Annotated in this window: 11 protein-coding genes and 1 pseudogene; 8 read left to right on the top strand and 4 right to left on the bottom strand. The window is 69.7% G+C overall.

Annotated features, from left to right (window positions below):
* Window positions 1–406, bottom strand: a pseudogene (locus tag D7Y21_RS22065) (hypothetical protein); the annotation flags it as partial.
* A gap of 441 nt (window positions 407–847) precedes the next feature.
* On the opposite strand from D7Y21_RS22065, the gene D7Y21_RS22060 reads away from it, so the two are divergent.
* Together D7Y21_RS22060 and D7Y21_RS22055 are read left to right on the top strand one after the other, a co-directional pair.
* Window positions 848–1,309 (top strand): response regulator, encoded by a 462-nt coding sequence (locus tag D7Y21_RS22060; protein ID WP_120562135.1) that lies wholly within the window; start codon window positions 848–850, stop codon window positions 1,307–1,309.
* Between the two features lie 59 nt (window positions 1,310–1,368).
* Complete coding sequence (locus D7Y21_RS22055) at window positions 1,369–2,172, top strand: glutaminyl-peptide cyclotransferase (protein WP_121715510.1); 804 nt, start codon at window positions 1,369–1,371, stop codon at window positions 2,170–2,172.
* A gap of 20 nt (window positions 2,173–2,192) precedes the next feature.
* On the opposite strand, the gene D7Y21_RS22050 is transcribed toward D7Y21_RS22055, so the two are convergent.
* Entirely contained in the window at window positions 2,193–2,729 is a 537-nt protein-coding gene (locus D7Y21_RS22050) for a metal-dependent hydrolase (protein WP_120562133.1), read from the bottom strand.
* 86 nt (window positions 2,730–2,815) lie between these two features.
* Between D7Y21_RS22050 and D7Y21_RS22045 the strand changes: the two genes are divergently transcribed.
* Window positions 2,816–11,428, top strand: a complete 8,613-nt coding sequence (locus D7Y21_RS22045; protein WP_121715509.1) for a non-ribosomal peptide synthetase/type I polyketide synthase — start codon at window positions 2,816–2,818, stop codon at window positions 11,426–11,428.
* The gene (locus tag D7Y21_RS22040; protein WP_121715506.1) at window positions 11,409–11,858 is read left to right on the top strand and encodes a nuclear transport factor 2 family protein; all 450 of its coding nucleotides are present in this window, start codon (window positions 11,409–11,411) and stop codon (window positions 11,856–11,858) included. The genes D7Y21_RS22045 and D7Y21_RS22040 overlap by 20 nt, the downstream gene beginning before the upstream one ends.
* Here D7Y21_RS22040 and D7Y21_RS22035 read toward each other — a convergent pair whose 3' ends face one another.
* Window positions 11,859–12,092: a hypothetical protein gene (locus D7Y21_RS22035; protein WP_120562130.1), complete on the bottom strand. Its 234-nt coding sequence runs from the start codon at window positions 12,090–12,092 to the stop codon at window positions 11,859–11,861.
* Window positions 12,093–12,133: 41 nt separating this feature from the next.
* On the opposite strand from D7Y21_RS22035, the gene D7Y21_RS22030 reads away from it, so the two are divergent.
* The 4 genes from D7Y21_RS22030 to D7Y21_RS22015 all read left to right on the top strand — a co-directional run bounded on the left by D7Y21_RS22030 (window position 12,134) and on the right by D7Y21_RS22015 (window position 16,757).
* Window positions 12,134–13,234, top strand: coding sequence for a glycerophosphodiester phosphodiesterase family protein (locus tag D7Y21_RS22030; protein WP_121715504.1), 1,101 nt, complete (start codon window positions 12,134–12,136; stop codon window positions 13,232–13,234).
* Between the two features lie 130 nt (window positions 13,235–13,364).
* Window positions 13,365–13,871 carry a MarR family winged helix-turn-helix transcriptional regulator gene (locus D7Y21_RS22025; protein ID WP_121715502.1) on the top strand — a complete coding sequence of 169 codons (507 nt, stop codon included), beginning with the start codon at window positions 13,365–13,367 and terminating at the stop codon, window positions 13,869–13,871.
* A gap of 45 nt (window positions 13,872–13,916) precedes the next feature.
* Window positions 13,917–15,200, top strand: coding sequence for an HlyD family secretion protein (locus D7Y21_RS22020; RefSeq protein WP_121715500.1), 1,284 nt, complete (start codon window positions 13,917–13,919; stop codon window positions 15,198–15,200).
* A 6-nt stretch (window positions 15,201–15,206) separates the two neighbouring features.
* Window positions 15,207–16,757, top strand: a complete 1,551-nt coding sequence (locus tag D7Y21_RS22015; RefSeq protein WP_233612239.1) for a DHA2 family efflux MFS transporter permease subunit — start codon at window positions 15,207–15,209, stop codon at window positions 16,755–16,757.
* An 85-nt stretch (window positions 16,758–16,842) separates the two neighbouring features.
* Here D7Y21_RS22015 and D7Y21_RS22010 read toward each other — a convergent pair whose 3' ends face one another.
* Window positions 16,843–18,375, bottom strand: a complete 1,533-nt coding sequence (locus D7Y21_RS22010; protein ID WP_121715498.1) for a S1 family peptidase — start codon at window positions 18,373–18,375, stop codon at window positions 16,843–16,845.
* Between the last annotated feature and the right edge of the window lie 37 nt (window positions 18,376–18,412).

Here is an 18,412-nt window from a genome sequence, read left to right as displayed (position 1 = left end):
TATCTGCGCATGTCTCGTGGGCTCGGAGATGTGTATAAGAGACACCTCCAAAGGGGCTCTGTCCGCCCTGCATGCCGAAGCGCTCGGCGAGGCCGGGGGGCAGGCCCTGCATCATCCCGCCCATCGCGGGGCGGGCGCGGGCCTGCACCTCCACGTTCACCACCGCGCCCTTCACCGTGTCCACGAGCGGCGCCAGCGACATGAGCGCGCCGGGCGACCCCGGCGTGGGCGAATAGACCGCCGGCTCCACCTTCGCGCCCGAGGGCGTCGTGGCTGTCTTCAATGACAGCGTGGGACGTGCAGGGGGAGCCACGTCCGCGGCCGGCTTGCAGGCCCCCAGGGCGACCAGGTGCATCAGCGTGAGCGCGCGGGCAAGGTGGCGGCGGGACGGAAGCGTGCGGACCATCGTGCGTTCTCCTTGGGTGTGGCGGCCGGAAGAGGGCCTTCCGGACGGAGATGGGAAAGAAAGAGTCGAACCGGATGCGGTGGGCACCCTGGGAAGGAGGCAGCGGTCCCGTTCCACCAGCGACACCGGGAGCCACCAGTGGCCCAGCTGCCTGAAGGGAGCTCTTGGAGGAAGCCCCGCATCCGGTCCGACGCCGGGACTTCATTGCAGTCCGTGGGCCAACCCCTCCAGCCCCCCCTTCAGAGGAGAGCCAGGCCCCGGGAGGCCCCAGGACGCGGGGCAAAGTGCCCCAGCTGGGGCATTTCGCCCGGGGGCGGCGTGCACCATGCCCCACCTCCGCGGCTCCCGCCGGACATGGCACGGCGGATGCTCATGGATCGAAAGGTCCCCCCGCGAGCGTCGCCGCCGCGGCACCTTCCACCCCTCCAGGAGTTCACGCCCATGGTGCACGAGCAGTCAGAAGGAGTCGCGCGCGACGCGGCCTGGGAAGACCCGCACTCCGAGCCCGCGAGGCCTCCGCGCATCCTGGTCGCGGATGATCAGACGGAGATGCGCACCCTCATCCGCAAGATGCTGGTGCGGCGCGGTTATGACGTGGTGGAGGCGTCGGACGGGCCGGACCTGGTGCGCGTCCTCATTGAAGGGCTGAAGGCGGAGGAGTCGCGCGCGCCCGACCTCATCATCACGGACGTGCGCATGCCGGGCTTCACGGGCCTGGAGGTGCTCGCCCGGCTGCGGCGCGAACAGTGGAACACGCCGGTCATCCTCATCACCGCCTTCGGCGACGTGCAACTGCACCGTGAGGCCCTGCGCCTGGGGGCTGCCTGTGTGCTCAACAAGCCGTTCGACATGGACGAGCTGCGCGGCGCGGTGGAGGTGGCCCTCGCGGTGACACGCGAGTGACGCCGCCCCGGGTGATGGCGCGCTAAGGTGGCGCGGTAATGCCTGTCGCAAGGAAGCCCATGCGCCGCCTCCCCTGGTCCCTGTCGTTGTCGCTCCTGTGCCTGGCATGCGCGCCCACGCAGCGCCAGACGCCGGACGCGGGCACTCCGCAGGCCACGCCCCAGAGGCTGGTGGCGAACATCGTCCACACCTATCCGCACGACCCCACGGCCTTCACGCAGGGGCTCCAGTTCCACCAGGGCCAGCTCTACGAGAGCACCGGGGAGAAGGGCGACCTGCGCCGCATCTCGCTGGAGCAGGCGGAGCCCCTGTGGAAGCAGCCCCTGCCGGACGTGTTCCCGGAGGGGCTCGCGAGCGACGGCGAGCGGCTGTACCAGCTCACCTGGCAGGAGGAGACGCTCTTCGTGTGGAACAGCACGCCGCCCGCGCAGGAGAAGCAGGTGGAGTACGAAGGCGAGGGTTGGGGCCTGTGCTACTGGCAGGGCCAGTTGGTGCGCAGCGACGGCACGTCCACGCTGCGCTTCCACGACCCGAAGGACTTCCGCGTGAAGTCCCAGGTGCAGGTGACGTTGCAGGGCACGCCGCAGGAGATGCTCAACGAGCTGGAGTGCGCGGAGGACGGCGTCTACGCCAACGTCTGGCATTCCAACAACGTCCTGAAGATTGATTACGCCACGGGCCGCGTGCTGGCGGTCATCGACGCGTCGGCGCTGGCGCGGGCGGTGAGCGGCCGGGTGCGCAGCTACGAGGCGGTGCTCAACGGCATCGCGCTGGAGCCCGGCACCGGCCGCCTGTTCCTCACCGGCAAGCTGTGGCCCGACCTCTTCGAGGTGACGCTGGTGGGGCCCGCCGCCACGCCGTAGCGCATTCCAGACCTTCTGCTTCAGGCGGAGGGCGACTCACCCTGTCTGGAAAAGCGCCGCCGCACGGTCCGGACCACCTCCGCGTCCCAGCGCGGTGACAGCAGCTCCAGCGCGGTCCGCCGGAAGGGGAGGGCGCACGCCAGGCACGCCAGCGTCGCGGCCAACCCGATGAGCGTGTTCTGCCAGGAGGCCAGGTTCCACTGCCCGGACCACGACCACGGCTGCATGCTCTGGGGCCACAGGTAGTGGATGGGCCAGCCCGGCCCGCTGCCTGCGAGGTCGCACAGCAGATGACCGTGGAACGCAGCCACCGACAGCAGGGCCACCGCTGCTCTTTGCCGCGCCAGCGCCGTACACACCGCCATGGTGACGAGCGCTCCCACGTAGCCATGGAAAATCACGTGGTGATAACGCGAATAAAACTCTTCACCCGCCAGCAATGACAAACCATCCAGGTCCGGCGCGAGTCCCGCGCAGGTGACCAGGACGCGGTCACGCCGTTCGCGCAGGCCTTGCGAGAGGAGCCAGGACAATTCGGCGTGGACGATGGGATTCATGGGTGTGCACTAGCGTACGGCATGCCGGGCCCACGCTGAAGGTTCCCGGGGCAGTGCGTTGAGAAAGTGGGGGGCAATGACTCATCATGAATTCCATCTCCTCGCACCCGCGGCTGGACATCGCCACGCTTTTTGAAGCGCACGCACGAAACACACCCGAGGCCGTGGCGCTGCACTTCGAAGGGGGTGTGCTCCGCTATGACACGCTCAACCGGCGCGCGAACCGGCTGGCGCGCCGGCTCCAGGCGCTCGGTGTGGGGCCCGACCAGCCCGTGGGCATCCTCACCGACCGCACACCGGAAACGGTGGTGGGATTGCTGGGCATCCTGAAGGCAGGAGGCGCCTATCTACCGCTGGACCCGGGTCATCCTCCGGAGCGGCTCGCCGCGATGGTGGCGGACGCCGGAATGCGGGTCCTCGTCGGACGGCGTGAGGCACTGCACGGGCTGCGCTTACAGGGACGCGTCGTCGAGCCTCCCGCTCCGGATGAACCTCTGGAGGAACAGGATTCCGTGAACGTGAAGGGCGGCGCGGGACCGGACTCGCTGGCCTATGTGCTCTACACGTCTGGATCCACGGGGAGGCCCAAGGGTGTGTGCATCCCGCACCGGGGCGTAGCGCGGCTGGTGCTGGACGCGGGCTTCATGGGCTTCCGGCGAGAGGACCGAGTCCTCCAGGCTGCGTCGTATGCCTTCGATGCCTCGACGCTGGAGGTCTGGGGCGCGCTGCTGAACGGCGCGACGCTGTGCCTGGTTTCACGGGAGACCTTGCTGTCGCCCCCGCTCCTCGCGGCGAAGCTCCAGCAGGATGCCATCTCCGCCGCGGTGCTGAGCACGTCGCTGTTCCATCAACTGGCCGCGGCCATCCCGGATGCGTTCGGCGGGCTCCGCGTCTTGATGGTGGGCGGTGACGTGCTGGACCCCAAGTGGGTGGCGCGAGTCATGGCGAAGGGAAAGCCCCAGCGGCTGCTCAACAGCTATGGGCCCACGGAGTGCACCACCTCCGCGACGGCGTATGAAATCCACGCGCCGCCGGAGCCGGGCGTGTCCATCCCCATTGGCAGGCCGCTCGCACGGCTCCAGCTGCATGTCCTGGATGACGCGGGGAGGCCGCTGTCCGTGGGCGAAGTGGGGGAGCTGTACCTGGGCGGAGAGGGGCTCGCGCGGGGCTACCTGAACCGGCCCATCCTCACCGGCGAGCGGTTCCTCCCGGATCCGTTCAGCGACGTGTCTGGGGCGCGGATGTACCGGACGGGAGACCGGGCGCGGTGGCTCCAGGACGGCAACCTGGAGTTCCTGGGGCGGGTGGACCACCAGGTGAAGATTCGCGGCGCGCGGGTCGAGCTGGCGGAGATCGAGAGCGTCCTGCGCACCCACCCGCGAGTCGGTGACGCCGTGGTCCGCGTGCACGAGGTGTCCCCGGGCGACAAGCGGCTCGTCGCGTATGTCTCACCGCGCGGGGTGGAGGACGCGGAGCTGCGCGCGTATCTGGGGTCGAAGCTGCCGGACTTCATGCTCCCCCATGCGGTCATTGCGCTGGCGCACATGCCGCTCAACTCCAGCGGCAAGGTGGACCCCTCGCGGCTTCCAGCGCCGCGCTTTGGTTCGGGGGAGGGTGAGACACCGCGCACGCTGCTGGAGCAGGAGATCGCGCGTGTCTGGTCGGAGGTCCTGGGGACGCAGCAGGCCGGAACGCAGGACCGCTTCATGGAGTCAGGCGGGGACTCGCTGCTCGCGATCCGTTTCATTGAACGGCTGGAGCAGGCGGTGTCGGTCCGCCTGCCCGTGCGGACGCTCTTCGACAGTCCGAACATCGCGGAGCTGGCGCGGTGGGTGGAAGCGGCACGGGGAACGGATCGAAGCCTCGACGTGCCCCCCATCGTCCCGGTGGACCGGACTCAGCCCCTGCCCCTGTCCGACTCCCAGCGGCAGCTGTGGCTCCTGGAGCAGTTGGCGCCCCGGAGCGCCGTCTACAACGAGCCCTTCACGCTGTACCTTCCCGGTGATCTCCAGCCCGACGCGCTGGAGCGCGCGTTCCATTCACTCATCGCCCGGCATGAAGTGCTGCGGACGACCTTCGGCTCCACGCCGGATGGTCCGCTCCAACACGTGCATCCGGACATGCCGTTCCACCTGCGCCGAGTGGACCTGCACGCTGTGCCCGGAAGCCTGCGGAGCGCGAAGGCGTTGCAGGTGGCCACCCAGGATGCGCGTGAGCCCTTCGACCTGGAGCACGGGCCGCTGCTGCGTGCGACGTGGATGCGATTGAGCGCGGCGGAGAGCCGCCTCGCCCTGGTGATGCACCACCTCATCGTGGATGGCTTCACGATGGCGACGTTCCTCCAGGAGTTGCATGGGTTCTACCTGGCGGAGGCACCTTCACTGCCGCCACTGCCGCTCCAGTACGGCGACGCCGCTGTCTGGCAGCAGGGGGCCCGCTACCAGGAGGCCATCGCTCCGCACCTGGACTGGTGGAAGCAGACGCTCGCGGGGGCTCCGCACCTGGAGCTGCCCACACAGCATCCCCGCCCCCAGGTCCCGAGCTTCCGAGGGGCCAAGCACGTCGTGCGAATCCCCGGAGACCTCCTGGAGTTCGTGAAGGCGCTGGGGCGCGGCGAGGACACCTCGCTCTTCATGACGATGCTGTCCGTGTTCGGCGCGTTGCTGCACCGCTACTCGGGGGCGGAGGACCTCGTCGTCGGAGGTGCCTTCTCCGGGCGGACCCGCGAGGAGTCGCAGGCCATCTCCGGACACTTCGTGAACCTGCTGCCGCTGCGGCTGCGTTTCTCCGAAGGGCTGACCGTCCGGGGACTGCTGGCGCAGGTGCGCCGCGTCTGCCTGGAGGCGCTCGAACATCAGGACGCGCCGCTCGTGCGCATCGTGGAGGCGGTGAACCCGGCGCGCATCCCTGGCGCCAACCCGTTGTTCCAGGTGTGCTGCACGCTGGAGCCACGCATCGCGGTGCCGACGTCGGACTGGCGGGTGGAGCCCCACGACGTCGACACGGGGACGTCCAAGCTCGACCTCTCCATCGAGCTGGACGAGCGGCCCGACGGCATGTCCGTGCGGTGGGAGTACGCGCTGGACGTCTTCGAGCCCTGGATGATCCACCAGCTGGGCCAGCACTTCGTGACGCTGCTGCGCGAGGCCTCGCACGCCCCGGAGCAACGGGTCGCGACGTTGCCGCTGCTCTCGGAGGCGGAGCAGTCACAGGTGCTCGCATGGGCTCACGGACCCGTGCGGGACGTGGCGCACGCGGACTGCCTGCACCACCCGTTCGAAGCACAGGTGGAACGCACGCCGGACGCGCCGGCCCTCGTCTTCCAGGGACGGTCCCTGAGCTACCGGGCGCTGAACGCGGAAGCGAACCGGCTGGCCCATCACCTCCTGGCCCAGGGAATCGGGCCTGGAGACTTCGTGGGCGTCTGTGTCCAGCGCTCCTTCGAGTTGATCATCGCCCTGCTGGCGACGCTGAAGTCGGGCGCGGCCTACGTGCCGCTGGACCCCGCCTATCCCAGGGCACGGTTGGAGTTCACGGCGCGGGACGCGGGGCTGAGGCTCATCCTCGCGCAGGAGACGACGCTCGCGCTCATGGAGGGTGCTGGCGTCCCGGTGGTCGTGCTGGAGCAGGTGCGCGGCGGTCCGGAAGACGCGCCACGGGTCCACGTCACCGGGGATGACCTCGCGTATGTCATCTACACCTCCGGCTCTACGGGGCAGCCCAAGGGCGTGTGCATCAGCCACCGGAGCGCGGTGCACCTGACGGAGACCGTGGCTTCGGACTTCGGCTTCGCACCGGGCCAGCGCGTGGCGCAGTGCGCGCGGTACGGCTTCGACTTCTCCGTCGCGGAGATCTTCCCCACGCTCTCCACCGGCGCGACGCTGTACCTCATGGCCCAGGAGGACCTGGCCGCCGGTGAGGAACTGGCGGACTTCCTGGAGACCCATCGCATCCACACCGCGATGTTCACGCCGTCGGCGCTGGGCTCCATGGCGTGGCGAGCCCTTCCAGACCTGAAGACGCTCGCGATTGGAGGCGAGGAGCTTCCCGCGCGGCTCGTGGACACGTGGGCTCCGGGCCGCCGGTTCATCCAGGTCTATGGGCCCACCGAAGCCACGGTCTTCACGACGGCCGCGGAGTGCGTGGCCGGCGAAGGCCCATACCCCATCGGAACACCCCTCCCGGGCTACGAGGTCTACCTGCTGGATGAAACCCTGACGCCCGTCCCCGTGGGCGTGCGCGGCGCGCTCTACATCGGAGGCAAGGGACTGGCGCACGGCTACCTGCACCGCCCTGAGCTCGACGCGGAGCGATTCATCCCTCATCCCTTCAGCGCGGAGCTGGGAGCACGCCTCTACAAGAGCGGAGACATCGCCAGCCATCGCCCGGACGGCGGCATCGACTTCCACGGACGGTCCGACCGCCAGCTCAAGCTGCGCGGCTTCCGCATCGAGCTGGGCGAGATCGAGGCCGCGCTGCGCAAGCACCCCGACGTCCGGGACGCAGTGGTGGAACCCCGGCTGATCTCGGGAGAGCGGCACCTGGTGGGCTACGTCATCCCCCGGGACGCCGCTGTGACACCTGCGCTCAAGGAGTCGCTGGGCGAAACACTTCCCCCGCACATGGTTCCCCGGGAGTGGGTGTTGCTGGATGCGTTCCCGATGGGCTCTACGGGGAAGCTCGACCGTAACGCGCTGCCTTTGCCTTCCGTCAAAGCCCAGGCTGCTCCCGCGTCCACGGAGCGTGAGAAGGCATTGGAGCGCATCTGGTGCCGGATTCTCGGCGTGGAACGCGTCGGCAGGCACGAGGGCTTCTTCGACGCGGGCGGGAACTCGCTGCTGCTCACGCGAGTCCAGTCCGCGCTGGCCTCGGAGCTGGGCACCCGCGTGAGCATGGCCACGCTGTTCCAGTTCCCGACCCTCGAATCCCTCGCGCGGCACCTGGACGCGGACTCCACCGTGCAACCGGTGACGCCGGAGCCCACGCGAAGTCCCGTGCGCTCCTCGGACCCCATCGCCATCATTGGCACGGCGGGGCGGTTCCCCGGGGCTCCCAGCGTCGAAGCGCTGTGGACGCTGCTGGTGGAGGGCCGTGAGGGCCTGTCCCGCTTCAGCCGTGAGACGCTGCTCGCCGCGGGCGAGGATCCCCAGCTCCTGGAGGATCCCGCCTACGTCCGTGCCTCCGGGCTGCTGGAGGACGTCGAGTCCTTCGACGCCACCTTCTTCGGCTACAGCCCCCTGGACGCGCGGCTGATGGATCCGCAGCTCCGCGTGTTCCTGGAGTGCGCCTGGGAGGCGCTCGAAGCGGCGGGCTACGACCCCAAGCGGCTGCCCGGCAAGGCGGGGCTGTTCGCGGGCTCGGGAGTGCCGCGCTACTGGTTGGATCAGGTGTTGCCGCGCATCCGTTCGCTGTCCGTGGCCTCGGAGGCGTACCGGTCCATCCTGGGCAACCCGTGGCAGTTCCTCGCCACGGCGACGGCGTATCAACTGGGCCTGCGCGGGCCCGCGCTCACGGTGCAGACCGCCTGCTCCACGTCACTGGTGGCCGTGCACCTGGCCTGCCAGAGCCTGCGGGCGGGAGAATCCGACGTGGCCCTCGCGGGAGGCGTCTCCCTCTTCGCGTCCGGTCCATCCGGCTATCTCCATGAGGCAGGCGGCATCACCTCTCCGGATGGACACTGCCGTCCCTTCGACGCGAAGGGGCAGGGGACGGTGCCCTCCAGCGGCGTGGGCATCGTGGTGCTCAAGCGCCTGGAGGATGCGCTGCGGGATGGAGACTGCATCCATGCCGTCATCCGGGGCTCGGCCATCAACAACGACGGAAACGCCAAGGTCGGCTTCACCGCCCCGAGCGTGGAGGGCCAGCGCGACGTCATCACGCGAGCACACGCCGACGCGGGCGTATCCCCTCGCGACATCACCTATATCGAAGCCCACGGCACGGCGACGCCGCTGGGCGACCCGCTGGAGGTCCAGGCGCTGCGGCTCGCCTTCGGAGCGCGTGAGGCGTCGGAGCCCGCGGTGGTCCTGGGCGCGCTCAAGAGCAATGTGGGGCACCTGGACTCGGCGGCCGGGGTGGCGGGGTTGATCAAGACGACGCTGGCCCTGGAGCACCGCTTCCTCCCGGGCACCGTCCACTTCGAGCAGCCCCATCCAGAAGCAGACCTGGAGCATTCCCCGTTCGTCGTGAGCCGCGAGGGGCGGCCCTGGTCCCTGCCCGAGGGCTTCCCGCGTCTCGCGGGAGTCAGCGCGTTTGGCATTGGCGGAACGAACGCGCACGTCGTCCTCGAGGAAGCACGCCCCGAGCCCCCTGTCCCCGTGAGCCCGGCGGCGGAGGTGCTGGTGCTCTCCGCGCGGAGCGGGGAGGCACTGGGCGCGGCCTCACGGCGGCTCGCGGATCATCTGGAGCGGCATCCCGGGCAGTCCCTGGCGGACGTCGCGTACACGTTGCAGGAAGGGCGGACGGCGTTCGGAATCCGGCGCGCCATCGCATGCGAGACACCCGCGGAGGCCATCGCGAAGCTCCGACGGGACGGTCCCGTGCAGCCCGCTTCGTCCCCAGCTCCTGAAGTGTGTTTCCTGTTTCCCGGCACGGGCACACAGGAAGCGGGCATGGGCGCGGCGTGGTACCGGCGCGCTCCGGCGTATCGCGAAGCCTTCGATGCCTGCGCCGCGCACTTCGGCCCGGAAATGGAGCGCGAACTTCGCGCCGCGCTGCTCTCCGGCGAGCGCGGAGCACAGGCGGAGGAAGCGCTGCGAGCACCCTCGCTGGGCATGGCCGCCATCTTCACGACGGAGTACGCGCTGTCGCGGCTGCTGGGCGCCTGGGGGCTCCACCCGACGAGCCTCCTGGGCCACAGCCTGGGGGAATACGCCGCCGCGTGCCTCTCCGGCGTCCTGTCGCTGGAGCAGGCCGTGGCGCTGGTCGCGCTGCGTGGCCGTCTCTGCGACGCACTGCCGCCTTCCGGCATGCTCGCCGTGCCGCTGTCGGAGGGCGTGCTCACGCAGGAGCTGCCATCCGGCTTGTCCCTGGCCGCGGTCAACGGACCCGGTCAGTGCGTGGTGTCCGGGGCGCTGGAGGCGTTGGAGGACTTCGCCGCGCGGCTGCGGGAGCGGGGCGTGAGGACGAAGCGGTTGCCGAACGCGAGCGGGTTCCACTCCGCGCTCGTGGAGCCCGCGATGCAACCGCTCACGGACCTGGCCAGGTCGATGCGCCCGAAGTCCCCGGCGATTCCCCTCATCTCCAACGTCACGGGCACCTGGTTGACCGCGGACGATGCGCACGACCGCACGTACTGGGCCCGTCACCTGCGGCACACGGTCCGGTTCTCCCAAGGGCTGGAGTTGCTGCTGGAGGACCGCGAGCGGTTGTTCGTGGAGGTGGGACCGGGACAGACGCTCTCCACGTTGACGCTGCTGAATCCCCGGGTAGGGCGGGAGCGACTGGTGCTGCACACGGGACGGCGTCATCCACCGGAGGGTGATGAGCAGGCCCTGCTCCATGCAGTGGGACAGCTCTGGTCCGCGGGCCTCCCCGTGGACTGGGGCGCGGTGCGCGGAAGCGGGCCGCGCAGACGCGTCGTGCTGCCGACGTATCCCTTCGAGCGCAAGCGGTACTCGCTGGCGGAGAAGGCGCCACGACTGCCGCGGCCTGAAGTCACGAACGCGCCCCGGCCGCTCAGCCGTGAAGAGGTCCGTGCCTCCATGGAAGCCCTCTGGAAGGAGCTGCTCGGCGTGGACACACTGACGCCGGACAGCCACTTCTTCGAGCTGGGCGGCACGTCGCTCCTGGTCGTGCAGCTCAACCGCGAGCTCAAGTCCAGGCTGTCGGTCAGCATGTCGCTGCACGCGGTGCTGGAACACCCGACGTTGGGCGCATGGGTGCGAGCGGTCCAGGACGAACTGGAGCGGACGGGGAGGCCACTCACCAAAGCGGCTCCGCTCCGAATGGAGCTCCAGGAGGGACGGCGAGGACGGACACCGCTCTTCCTGGTGCAGCCCATCGGGGGCACCGTCTACACGTACCTGCCACTGGCGAAGCAGTTGGGCGCGGACATCCCGGTCCACGCGTTCCGCGCGTCGGGGCTGGAGCCCGGAGAGGTGCTCTACCGCGACGTACCGGCGATGGCCCGCGCCTACGTGGATGAGCTGCTGGCCTTCCATCCCCAGGGCCCCTTCTGGCTGGGCGGCCACTCTTCGGGAGGCGTCATCGCGTACGAGATGGCGGCCGAGCTGCTGGAGCGGGGCCACTCCGTGGCGGGCGTCATCCAGATCGACACGGTGACGGTGGACGACTCGCGCAGGCTGAACGTCCGGAGCGTGGGAGACGTGCTCCAGCTCATCGACGCGTTCCAGGAGATCTCCCCGCGCGCGGCGGACGGACTGCGGGCGGCGATGGAGCTCGACACGCGGCTGCGCGACGTGGTGCTCGCCACCAACGAGGCCATCGCCGCATACGCGCCGGGACGTCACGCGGTGCCGCTCGTGTACCTGCGGGCCACGGAGCGGGACTCGGTGCTGGACTCGCACGCGGCGGCCTGGTGGAAGGCGCTGACGACCGCTTCGTTCCAGTCCCACGACGTGCGCGGCAACCACTTCACCGTCATGGAGGAGCCCCACGTGGCGGAGGTGGCGCGGCTCATCCGGGACCCGCTGACAGCGGGAAGGGGAGGGGAGCGCGATGACCTCGGCGCGGGATGAATGGAAGGCGGAGCTCTCACGGCGCTTCACCGCGTTCGTGGAGGCCTACGAGCGCGGCAGCCTGGAGGCCCTGTCGGAGCTGTTCTGGCACGACGACGACATCGTGGTCGTGGGCACGCACTCCAACCTCCACTTCATCGGCTGGGCGCAGGTGGAGCACTCCTTCCGCACCCAGTTCGGGAGCCTGCGCGACATCCGCGTGACGCTGCGCTCGGAGCAGCTCTGGCACGGGGGGGCCGCGCCCTCCACGATGGCCTGCCTCACGGTGCCCGCGATGGACATCGCCCTGGTCGCGGGCGGCAAGCCCGTCACCTTCGAGGGCATTCGCGTGGCCTGCGCCTTCGAGCGCCGGGGCACCGAGTGGCGGATGGTCCAGATGCACTGGTCGCTCCCGCGCACGGAGGTGCTGGTGGACCACCAGTACCGTTGATCACCCCGGAGGCAGCGGCGAGCGTCGAGGCGTGCCCAGCAGCTCCAGCGTGCGCAGCGCCACATCCGCCAGCGTGGACGAACACGGCATACAGCCCCCGCCGCAGCAGGGAGCCCAGTCGCCCTCCGGGTCCCGCAGCAGCGGATACACGCAGGCCCGCAGGGACTGGGGCAGTCCCGCGTCGTCGCAAGCCTGACGCAGCGCTGACTGCACGGTGGCATCCTTCACGTCCATCGCTTCAGCTTCCTAACCGACACCCGGAAGGAAGGCAGCCCATGCGCACGGCATCGTTCATCCGCCAGGTTCTCGTGGTGCTCCTGGCGTTCCTCGCCTGCGCATGCACGAGGACTGGCCCGTCTTCCCGCACGCCCGCGGACGACCCCACGCTGCGCCTCATGGACACCTTGCGTGCGCACGCACGGACGCACGCTCCGGTGTGTTCGCCGGATGTGGCGTTGCTTCGGCCTGGAGGCGGCATCGACCTGGAGCGCCTCCGCGCCGCGGGCCACCCCGTCATCGTCTGGACCGTGAACGACCTGCCCACGATGCAGGCCCTGCTCCGGCGCGGTGTGGACGGCATCATCAGCGACCGGCCGGACCTCCTGATGCAGGCGGTGCGCGACTTCGACGTCAACGGCGACGGCACTCCTGGGGACCTGCTGGACGCGGACGGGCTCATCGACCCGAAGCGCTTCGATGCGCAGGGCCACCGGGGCGCGCGGAACCTGCGGCCGGAGAACACGCTGCCCGCCTTCGAATCCGCGCTCGACCACCGGATGACCACGCTGGAGCTGGACACCGTCCTCACCGCCGACGGCGTCCCCGTGCTCTCCCACGACCCGGACCTGTCCCCCACGAAGTGCCGCCATGTGGATGGAAGCCCTCTGCCCGCTCCCGTCCCCATCGCGACCCTCACCGTCGCGCGGCTCCAGGCCACCTTCGTCTGCGACCGGCTCCTCAAGGACCGCCCGGACCAGACGAACGACCGCGCCCTCTCCCCGGAGGCCGTCGCGTTCGCCACTCGCGCCAGACTTCCGGACCCCTACTCCGTCCCCACCCTGAGCCAGGTGTTCGCCTTCGCGGCGGACCAGGCGGACGCCGCCCATGAAGCCCGCGATCCGCTCCGCGCCCGGAACGCCCGCCGCGTCCGCTTCAATGTGGAACTCAAACGGACATCGGAAAAGACAGACATCGCTCCAGCCCACGGCGACGCGGTCGCTCAGGTGATTCAGGAAGCAGGGCTCGCACGGAGGGTGGACGTGCAGTCCTTCGACCTGCGCGCCGTGCGCTCCATGCAGGACCGTCATCCGGAGCTGCGCGCCGCGCTCCTCCTGGAGACGCGTCCCACCGCTGCCGATGTGAAGGCCGTCGAGTAGCCAGACGGTCCATTCCCCGACCGGGAAATCATGGATTTAGTCAGGCGACGAAATCATCTTGCGCAAAATCGTTAGGGGCCTTACTAGACGCCTCGTCTTGGCTCCTCCCCGTCCGAAAAACGTCACGCCGATGAAGCTCGTGCCCCGGTACGAGCGGCTGAAGCAGATGGCCCAGCGCTTCCCCGCGCTCGACCCCAGCGCCATCGAGACATGCCTGACGATGCTGCGGCTCTCCAATGAGCTGACCGAAGCCTACGAAGCGCACTTCGCACGGCACGGTGTGTCGCACGGACGCTTCGTCGTGCTGGTGCAGCTGTTCGCGGCGGAGGACGCGGGTGAGACCCTGCGGCCCGCGGACCTCGCGGAGCTGTCGAGCTGCAGCCGCGCGACCATCACCGGGCTCCTGGACACGCTGGAGAAGGACGGCTTCATCTCCCGCATGGATCACCCCGAGGACCGGCGCATGTACTCCGTGCACCTCACCTCGAAGGGTCGCGAGTTCATCCAGGGAATGATGCCCGACCACTATCGCCGCATCGCCGCGCTCATGGCTCCCTTGAGTCTGGATGAGCGGGACACGCTGCGCGCGCTGCTCGTCAAGGTGTCCTCCGGCATCCCCGCCCTGCGGGACCCCTGAGCCCCTTCCCACACCCCTTCTTCAACGCCGTACCGAGCAACAACCATGACGACCCGTACCGCACCTTCACTGGAAGCCGCTCCCTCCACCGATGCTCCTGCCGTCGCGAAGCCCGCGAAGCGCTCACGCGCCAAGCAGGTGCTGCCCATCCTCGTGGGCGTGGCGGTGCTGGGCGGTGGTGCGCGCTTCCTCCTCACCCACGGTCACGAGTCCACCGACGACGCCCAGGTGGAGGGCCGCATCGCCAACGTGTCGCCGCGCGTGGCCGGACAGGTGGCCCGCGTGCTGGTGCACGACAACCAGACGGTGAAGGCCGGCGACGTGGTGGTGGAACTGGACCACGCGGACCTGGACGCGCGCCTGGAAGTGGCCCGCGCGGACGTGATGAGCGCGGAGGCCCAGCTGTCCAACGCCCAGGCCCAGCTCACCCTCACGGAGGCCAACGCGGGCGCCAACCTGCGCCAGGCCCGTGCCGGCATCACCCAGGCCTCCAGCGGCATCAGCTCCTCCAAGGCCGCGCTGGATCAGGCCCGCGCGGACGTGACCGCGTCCGAGGCGCGCTTCAAGCTGGCGGAGACGGACCTGGGCCGCATCAAGCAGCTGCGCGAGCAGGGCGCCGTCGCTCAGGCGGACCTGGACGCCCGCCAGGCCTCCTATGATCAGGCCAGGGCCGCGCTGGACCAGTCCCGCGCGCGTCTGACCTCCACCGAGGCCGGCATCCAGAGCTCCTCCGGTGGCCTGGAGGCCGCGCAGGGCAAGCTCAGCGCCGCGGAGACGGCGCCCGTGCAGATGCAGGCCGCGCAGGCCGCGCTGAAGCTCGCCGAGGCCCGCCTCAAGCAGACGCACGGCGCGCTGACGCTCGCGGAACTCGCCGTGTCCTACGCGCAGGTGCGCGCCCCGGTGGACGGCGTGATCAGCCGCCGCACCGTGGAGGTGGGGCAGATGGTGGGCCCGGAGCGCCCGCTGATGGCCGTCGTCCCTCAGAACGACATCTGGATCGTCGCCAACTTCAAGGAGGACCAGGTCGGTGAGATGCGCGCGGGCCAGCCGGTGGAGTTGAAGGTGGACGCATTCGGCGGCCACGCGTTCAAGGGCCACGTGGACAGCCTCGCGGGCGCCAGCGGCGCGCGCTTCGCCCTGCTGCCGCCGGACAACGCGTCCGGCAACTTCGTGAAGGTCGTGCAGCGCATCCCCGTGCTCATCCGCTTCGACGGTGACCTGAAGGACCTGCCCATCAAGCCGGGCATGAGCGCCTACGTCACCGTGGACACCGGCGCGAAGCCGGAGCCGCAGAAGTCCGCGGCGGTGGATACCCGGAAGGCGGAGTAGCCCACCGTGGACGCACGCCGCGACGTCATCCAAGGTTCCAAGACGGGCATCACCATCGCGGCCATGGCCGCGGCGCTGATGTCCGTGCTGGACATCTCCATCGTCAACGTGGCCCTGAGCGACATCCGCGCGAGCTTCGGCACGCCGTTGGATCAGATCGCCTGGGTGTCCACCGGCTACATGATGGCCAACGTGGTGGTCATCCCGATGACGGGCTGGCTGCAGCGCCGCTTTGGCTACCGGAAGTACTTCACGTTCTCCATCATCCTCTTCACGGTGGCCAGCGTGCTGTGCGGCCTGTCGTGGAACCTGACGTCACTGGTGGCCTTCCGCATCCTCCAGGGCATGGGCGGCGGCGCCATCATCCCCACGTCCCAGGCCATCCTCTTCGCCCGCTACCCGCGCGAGGAGCACGGCATGGCGGGCGCCCTCTTCGGCCTGGGCGCCGTGACGGGCCCTCTGCTGGGGCCCACCGTGGGCGGGCTCCTCATCGAGGCTGCGAGCTGGCACTGGATCTTCCTCATCAACGTGCCGGTGGGCCTCTTCGCCGCGTACATGGCGTGGCGCTCCATCGAACAGCCCCACTTCGAACCGTCCACGGAGAAGGTGGACCGCAACGGCATCGCGCTGCTCGCCGTGGGCATGGCCTGCCTCCAGTACGTGCTGGAGGAGGGCAACCGCGAGGACTGGTTCGACAGCCAGCTCATCACCCTGCTGGCGGTCATCGCGGGCATCGCGCTCATCACCTTCGTCGTCCACGAACTGGAGACACCCAGTCCCGTGGTGGACCTGCGCGTGTTCGGCAACCGCAGTTACTCCGCGGCCACGGGGGTGAACTTCCTGGTGGGCACGGCGCTGTTCTCCGGCTCGTTCCTCTTCAGCCTCTTCTGCGGCTCCGTGATGCGCTACGAGGCGTTGGACATCGGGCTCATCTTCCTCAAGGGCAGCGCCATCCAGATTCTGCTGATGCCGCTCATCGGCAAGTTCGGCGGCAAGGTGGATGGCCGCTTCCTGATTGGCTTCGGCATCCTGGGCATGAGCCTGTCCTTGTGGACCAACGGCCACCTGGCCACGCGCGTGGATGAAATCACCCTGATTACTCCGGTGTTCATCCGCGCCTGCTCGCTGGGCTTCATCTTCGTGCCGCTGTCGGTGATGGCGCTCAGCAACCTGCGCCCGGAGCAGCGAGGCAACGCGGCGGGCCTCTTCAACCTCACCCGCGAGCTGGGCGGCTCCATTGGCACCGCGTGGATGAGCAGCGCGCTCAGCCGCTCCACCCAGGCCAACGTCACCGCCATCACCTCGCACGTGGACGTCTACGGGCAGGTCGCCCAGGAGCAGGTCGCCTCGATGACCGGCGCCATGGCGGCGAAGGGCGTGCTCAACCCCACGGGCGCCGCCTACGGCCTGTTGAGTCAGCGCATCAATGCCCAGGCGCTGGTGCGGGCCTTCAACACGAACTTCCTCATCCTCGCCGCGCTGTTCGTCTGCGCCCTCGTCCTGGTGGTCATGCTCCAGAAGGCGGACCCCAACGTGAAGGTGGAAGGCGCGCACTAGCAATGCGGTCGCTGGAACGACAAAGCGCGGGTCCCCGGGTAGCAGGGGGCCCGCGCTTCTTCGTTTCAGGCGCTACGGGAGACGACTACCGGCGCCACTTCTGCGCGCTGGTGCCGTTGCACTCCCAGAGCTGCAGCGGGGTGCCGCTGGCGGAGTTGCCGCCCGTCACGTCCACGCACTTGTTGGCCTGGGGGTTCACCAGGTCACCGGCGCCGGAGAGGATGAACTGCTGCGCGGGGTTGCCGTTGCAGCTCACCAGCTGGATGGCCGTGCCGTTGGCGCTGGAGCCCCAGGCCACGTCCATGCACTTGCCGAACGCGCGCACGGTGCCGTCAGACATGAAGGACCACTTCTGCGCGTTGGTGCCGTTGCAGTCCCACAGCTGCAGGCGGGTGCCGTCGTTGGTGTTGGAGTTCGGCACGTCGATGCACTTGTTCGCCAGGCCGATGATGGGGCCGCCGGAGCCGCCACCGCCCGTGGTGGTGAGCGACAGGCCGTAGGCGTTCAGGATGGGGATGAGCGGCTGGTAGACGGTGTTGCCGCCGGAGGTGCAGTTGCCGCCAGCGCCGGACGTCACGCCCTGCGCCTGGTTGCCGGACAGCCACGAGCCGCCGGAGTCACCGCCCTCCGCGCACGCGCTGGACGCCGTGAGGCCGTACACCGGGCCCGCGGAGTAGTTCACCGTGACGTTCTTCCCCGTGATGACGCCGCAGCGCCAGCCGGTGGTGGAGCCCGAGCGACAGACGGACGCGTTGACGCCCGCCTCCTGCGAACCCTGCACCAGCACGTTGGCGCCCGCGTAGTTGTTCACCCACGGCTGCGACACCCACGAGCCGTTGGTGCGCACCCAGGCGTAGTCGTTGCCGGGCCAGCTGGCCGCCACCACCGTGCCCTGCGCCACGCCGCTGCCGCTGGTGGTCGTGCCCGGCCCGCCGCAGTGGCCCGCCGTCACGAAGCCGCCCGCCACCGGGAAGCCGATGGAGCAGCGCGAGTTCCCCGGGTAGTACGCGTCACCGCCGCGCAGGTCGTACACCGGCTTGAACTCCTCGCGCGACGGCACCGTGCGCACCGCGGCGTGCTTCACGCCCGCCTTCGCGACGAAGTCCGTGCCGCCCGTCAGCGCGGAGTCCTGCGTCAGCACCACCACGCTGTTCGTCATCACGTCCACGTACCAGGCGTGCACGGTGCGGCCCGCCATCCCGCTGTCCCGGTCCAGCTGGGCCTTCACCGCGTCCAGCTCCGCCTGCGTGTACTTCACCTTCCGCGGCACCGCCCCCGCGCGGCGCACCGCGTCCGCGTCCGCGTCCGTCGTCACGCCCACCACCAGCGCGCTGCCGTCCGCGTTCATCCACGCGCCACCAAAGCGCTCGCCCAGCGCCGCGCGCAGGTTGCCCTCCACGCGCACCGCCGCCGCCTCCGACGCCAGCCGCTGCTTCGCGCCGTCCGCCGTCAGGCCCAGGTCCCGCTGCATCGCGGAGAGCAGGTCGGGCGACACGTCGTGCGCCAGCGCCGCTTCCGCCTGGGAAGGGGCCGCCATCGCCATCGAGGGAATGACGCTCAACGTGGCGCCAGCGAACAGCGCCGTCGCGGTGGAGAACAGACCGGAGGTCCGCTTCATCGGGTCCTGCCTTTCGTGCTGCGTGGGAGCCCGAAGC

Origin of the sequence: Corallococcus sp. AB045, from assembly GCF_003668895.1 — a bacterium.
Classification (GTDB): domain Bacteria; phylum Myxococcota; class Myxococcia; order Myxococcales; family Myxococcaceae; genus Corallococcus; species Corallococcus coralloides.
This window is presented reverse-complemented; position numbering and strand designations above follow the sequence as displayed.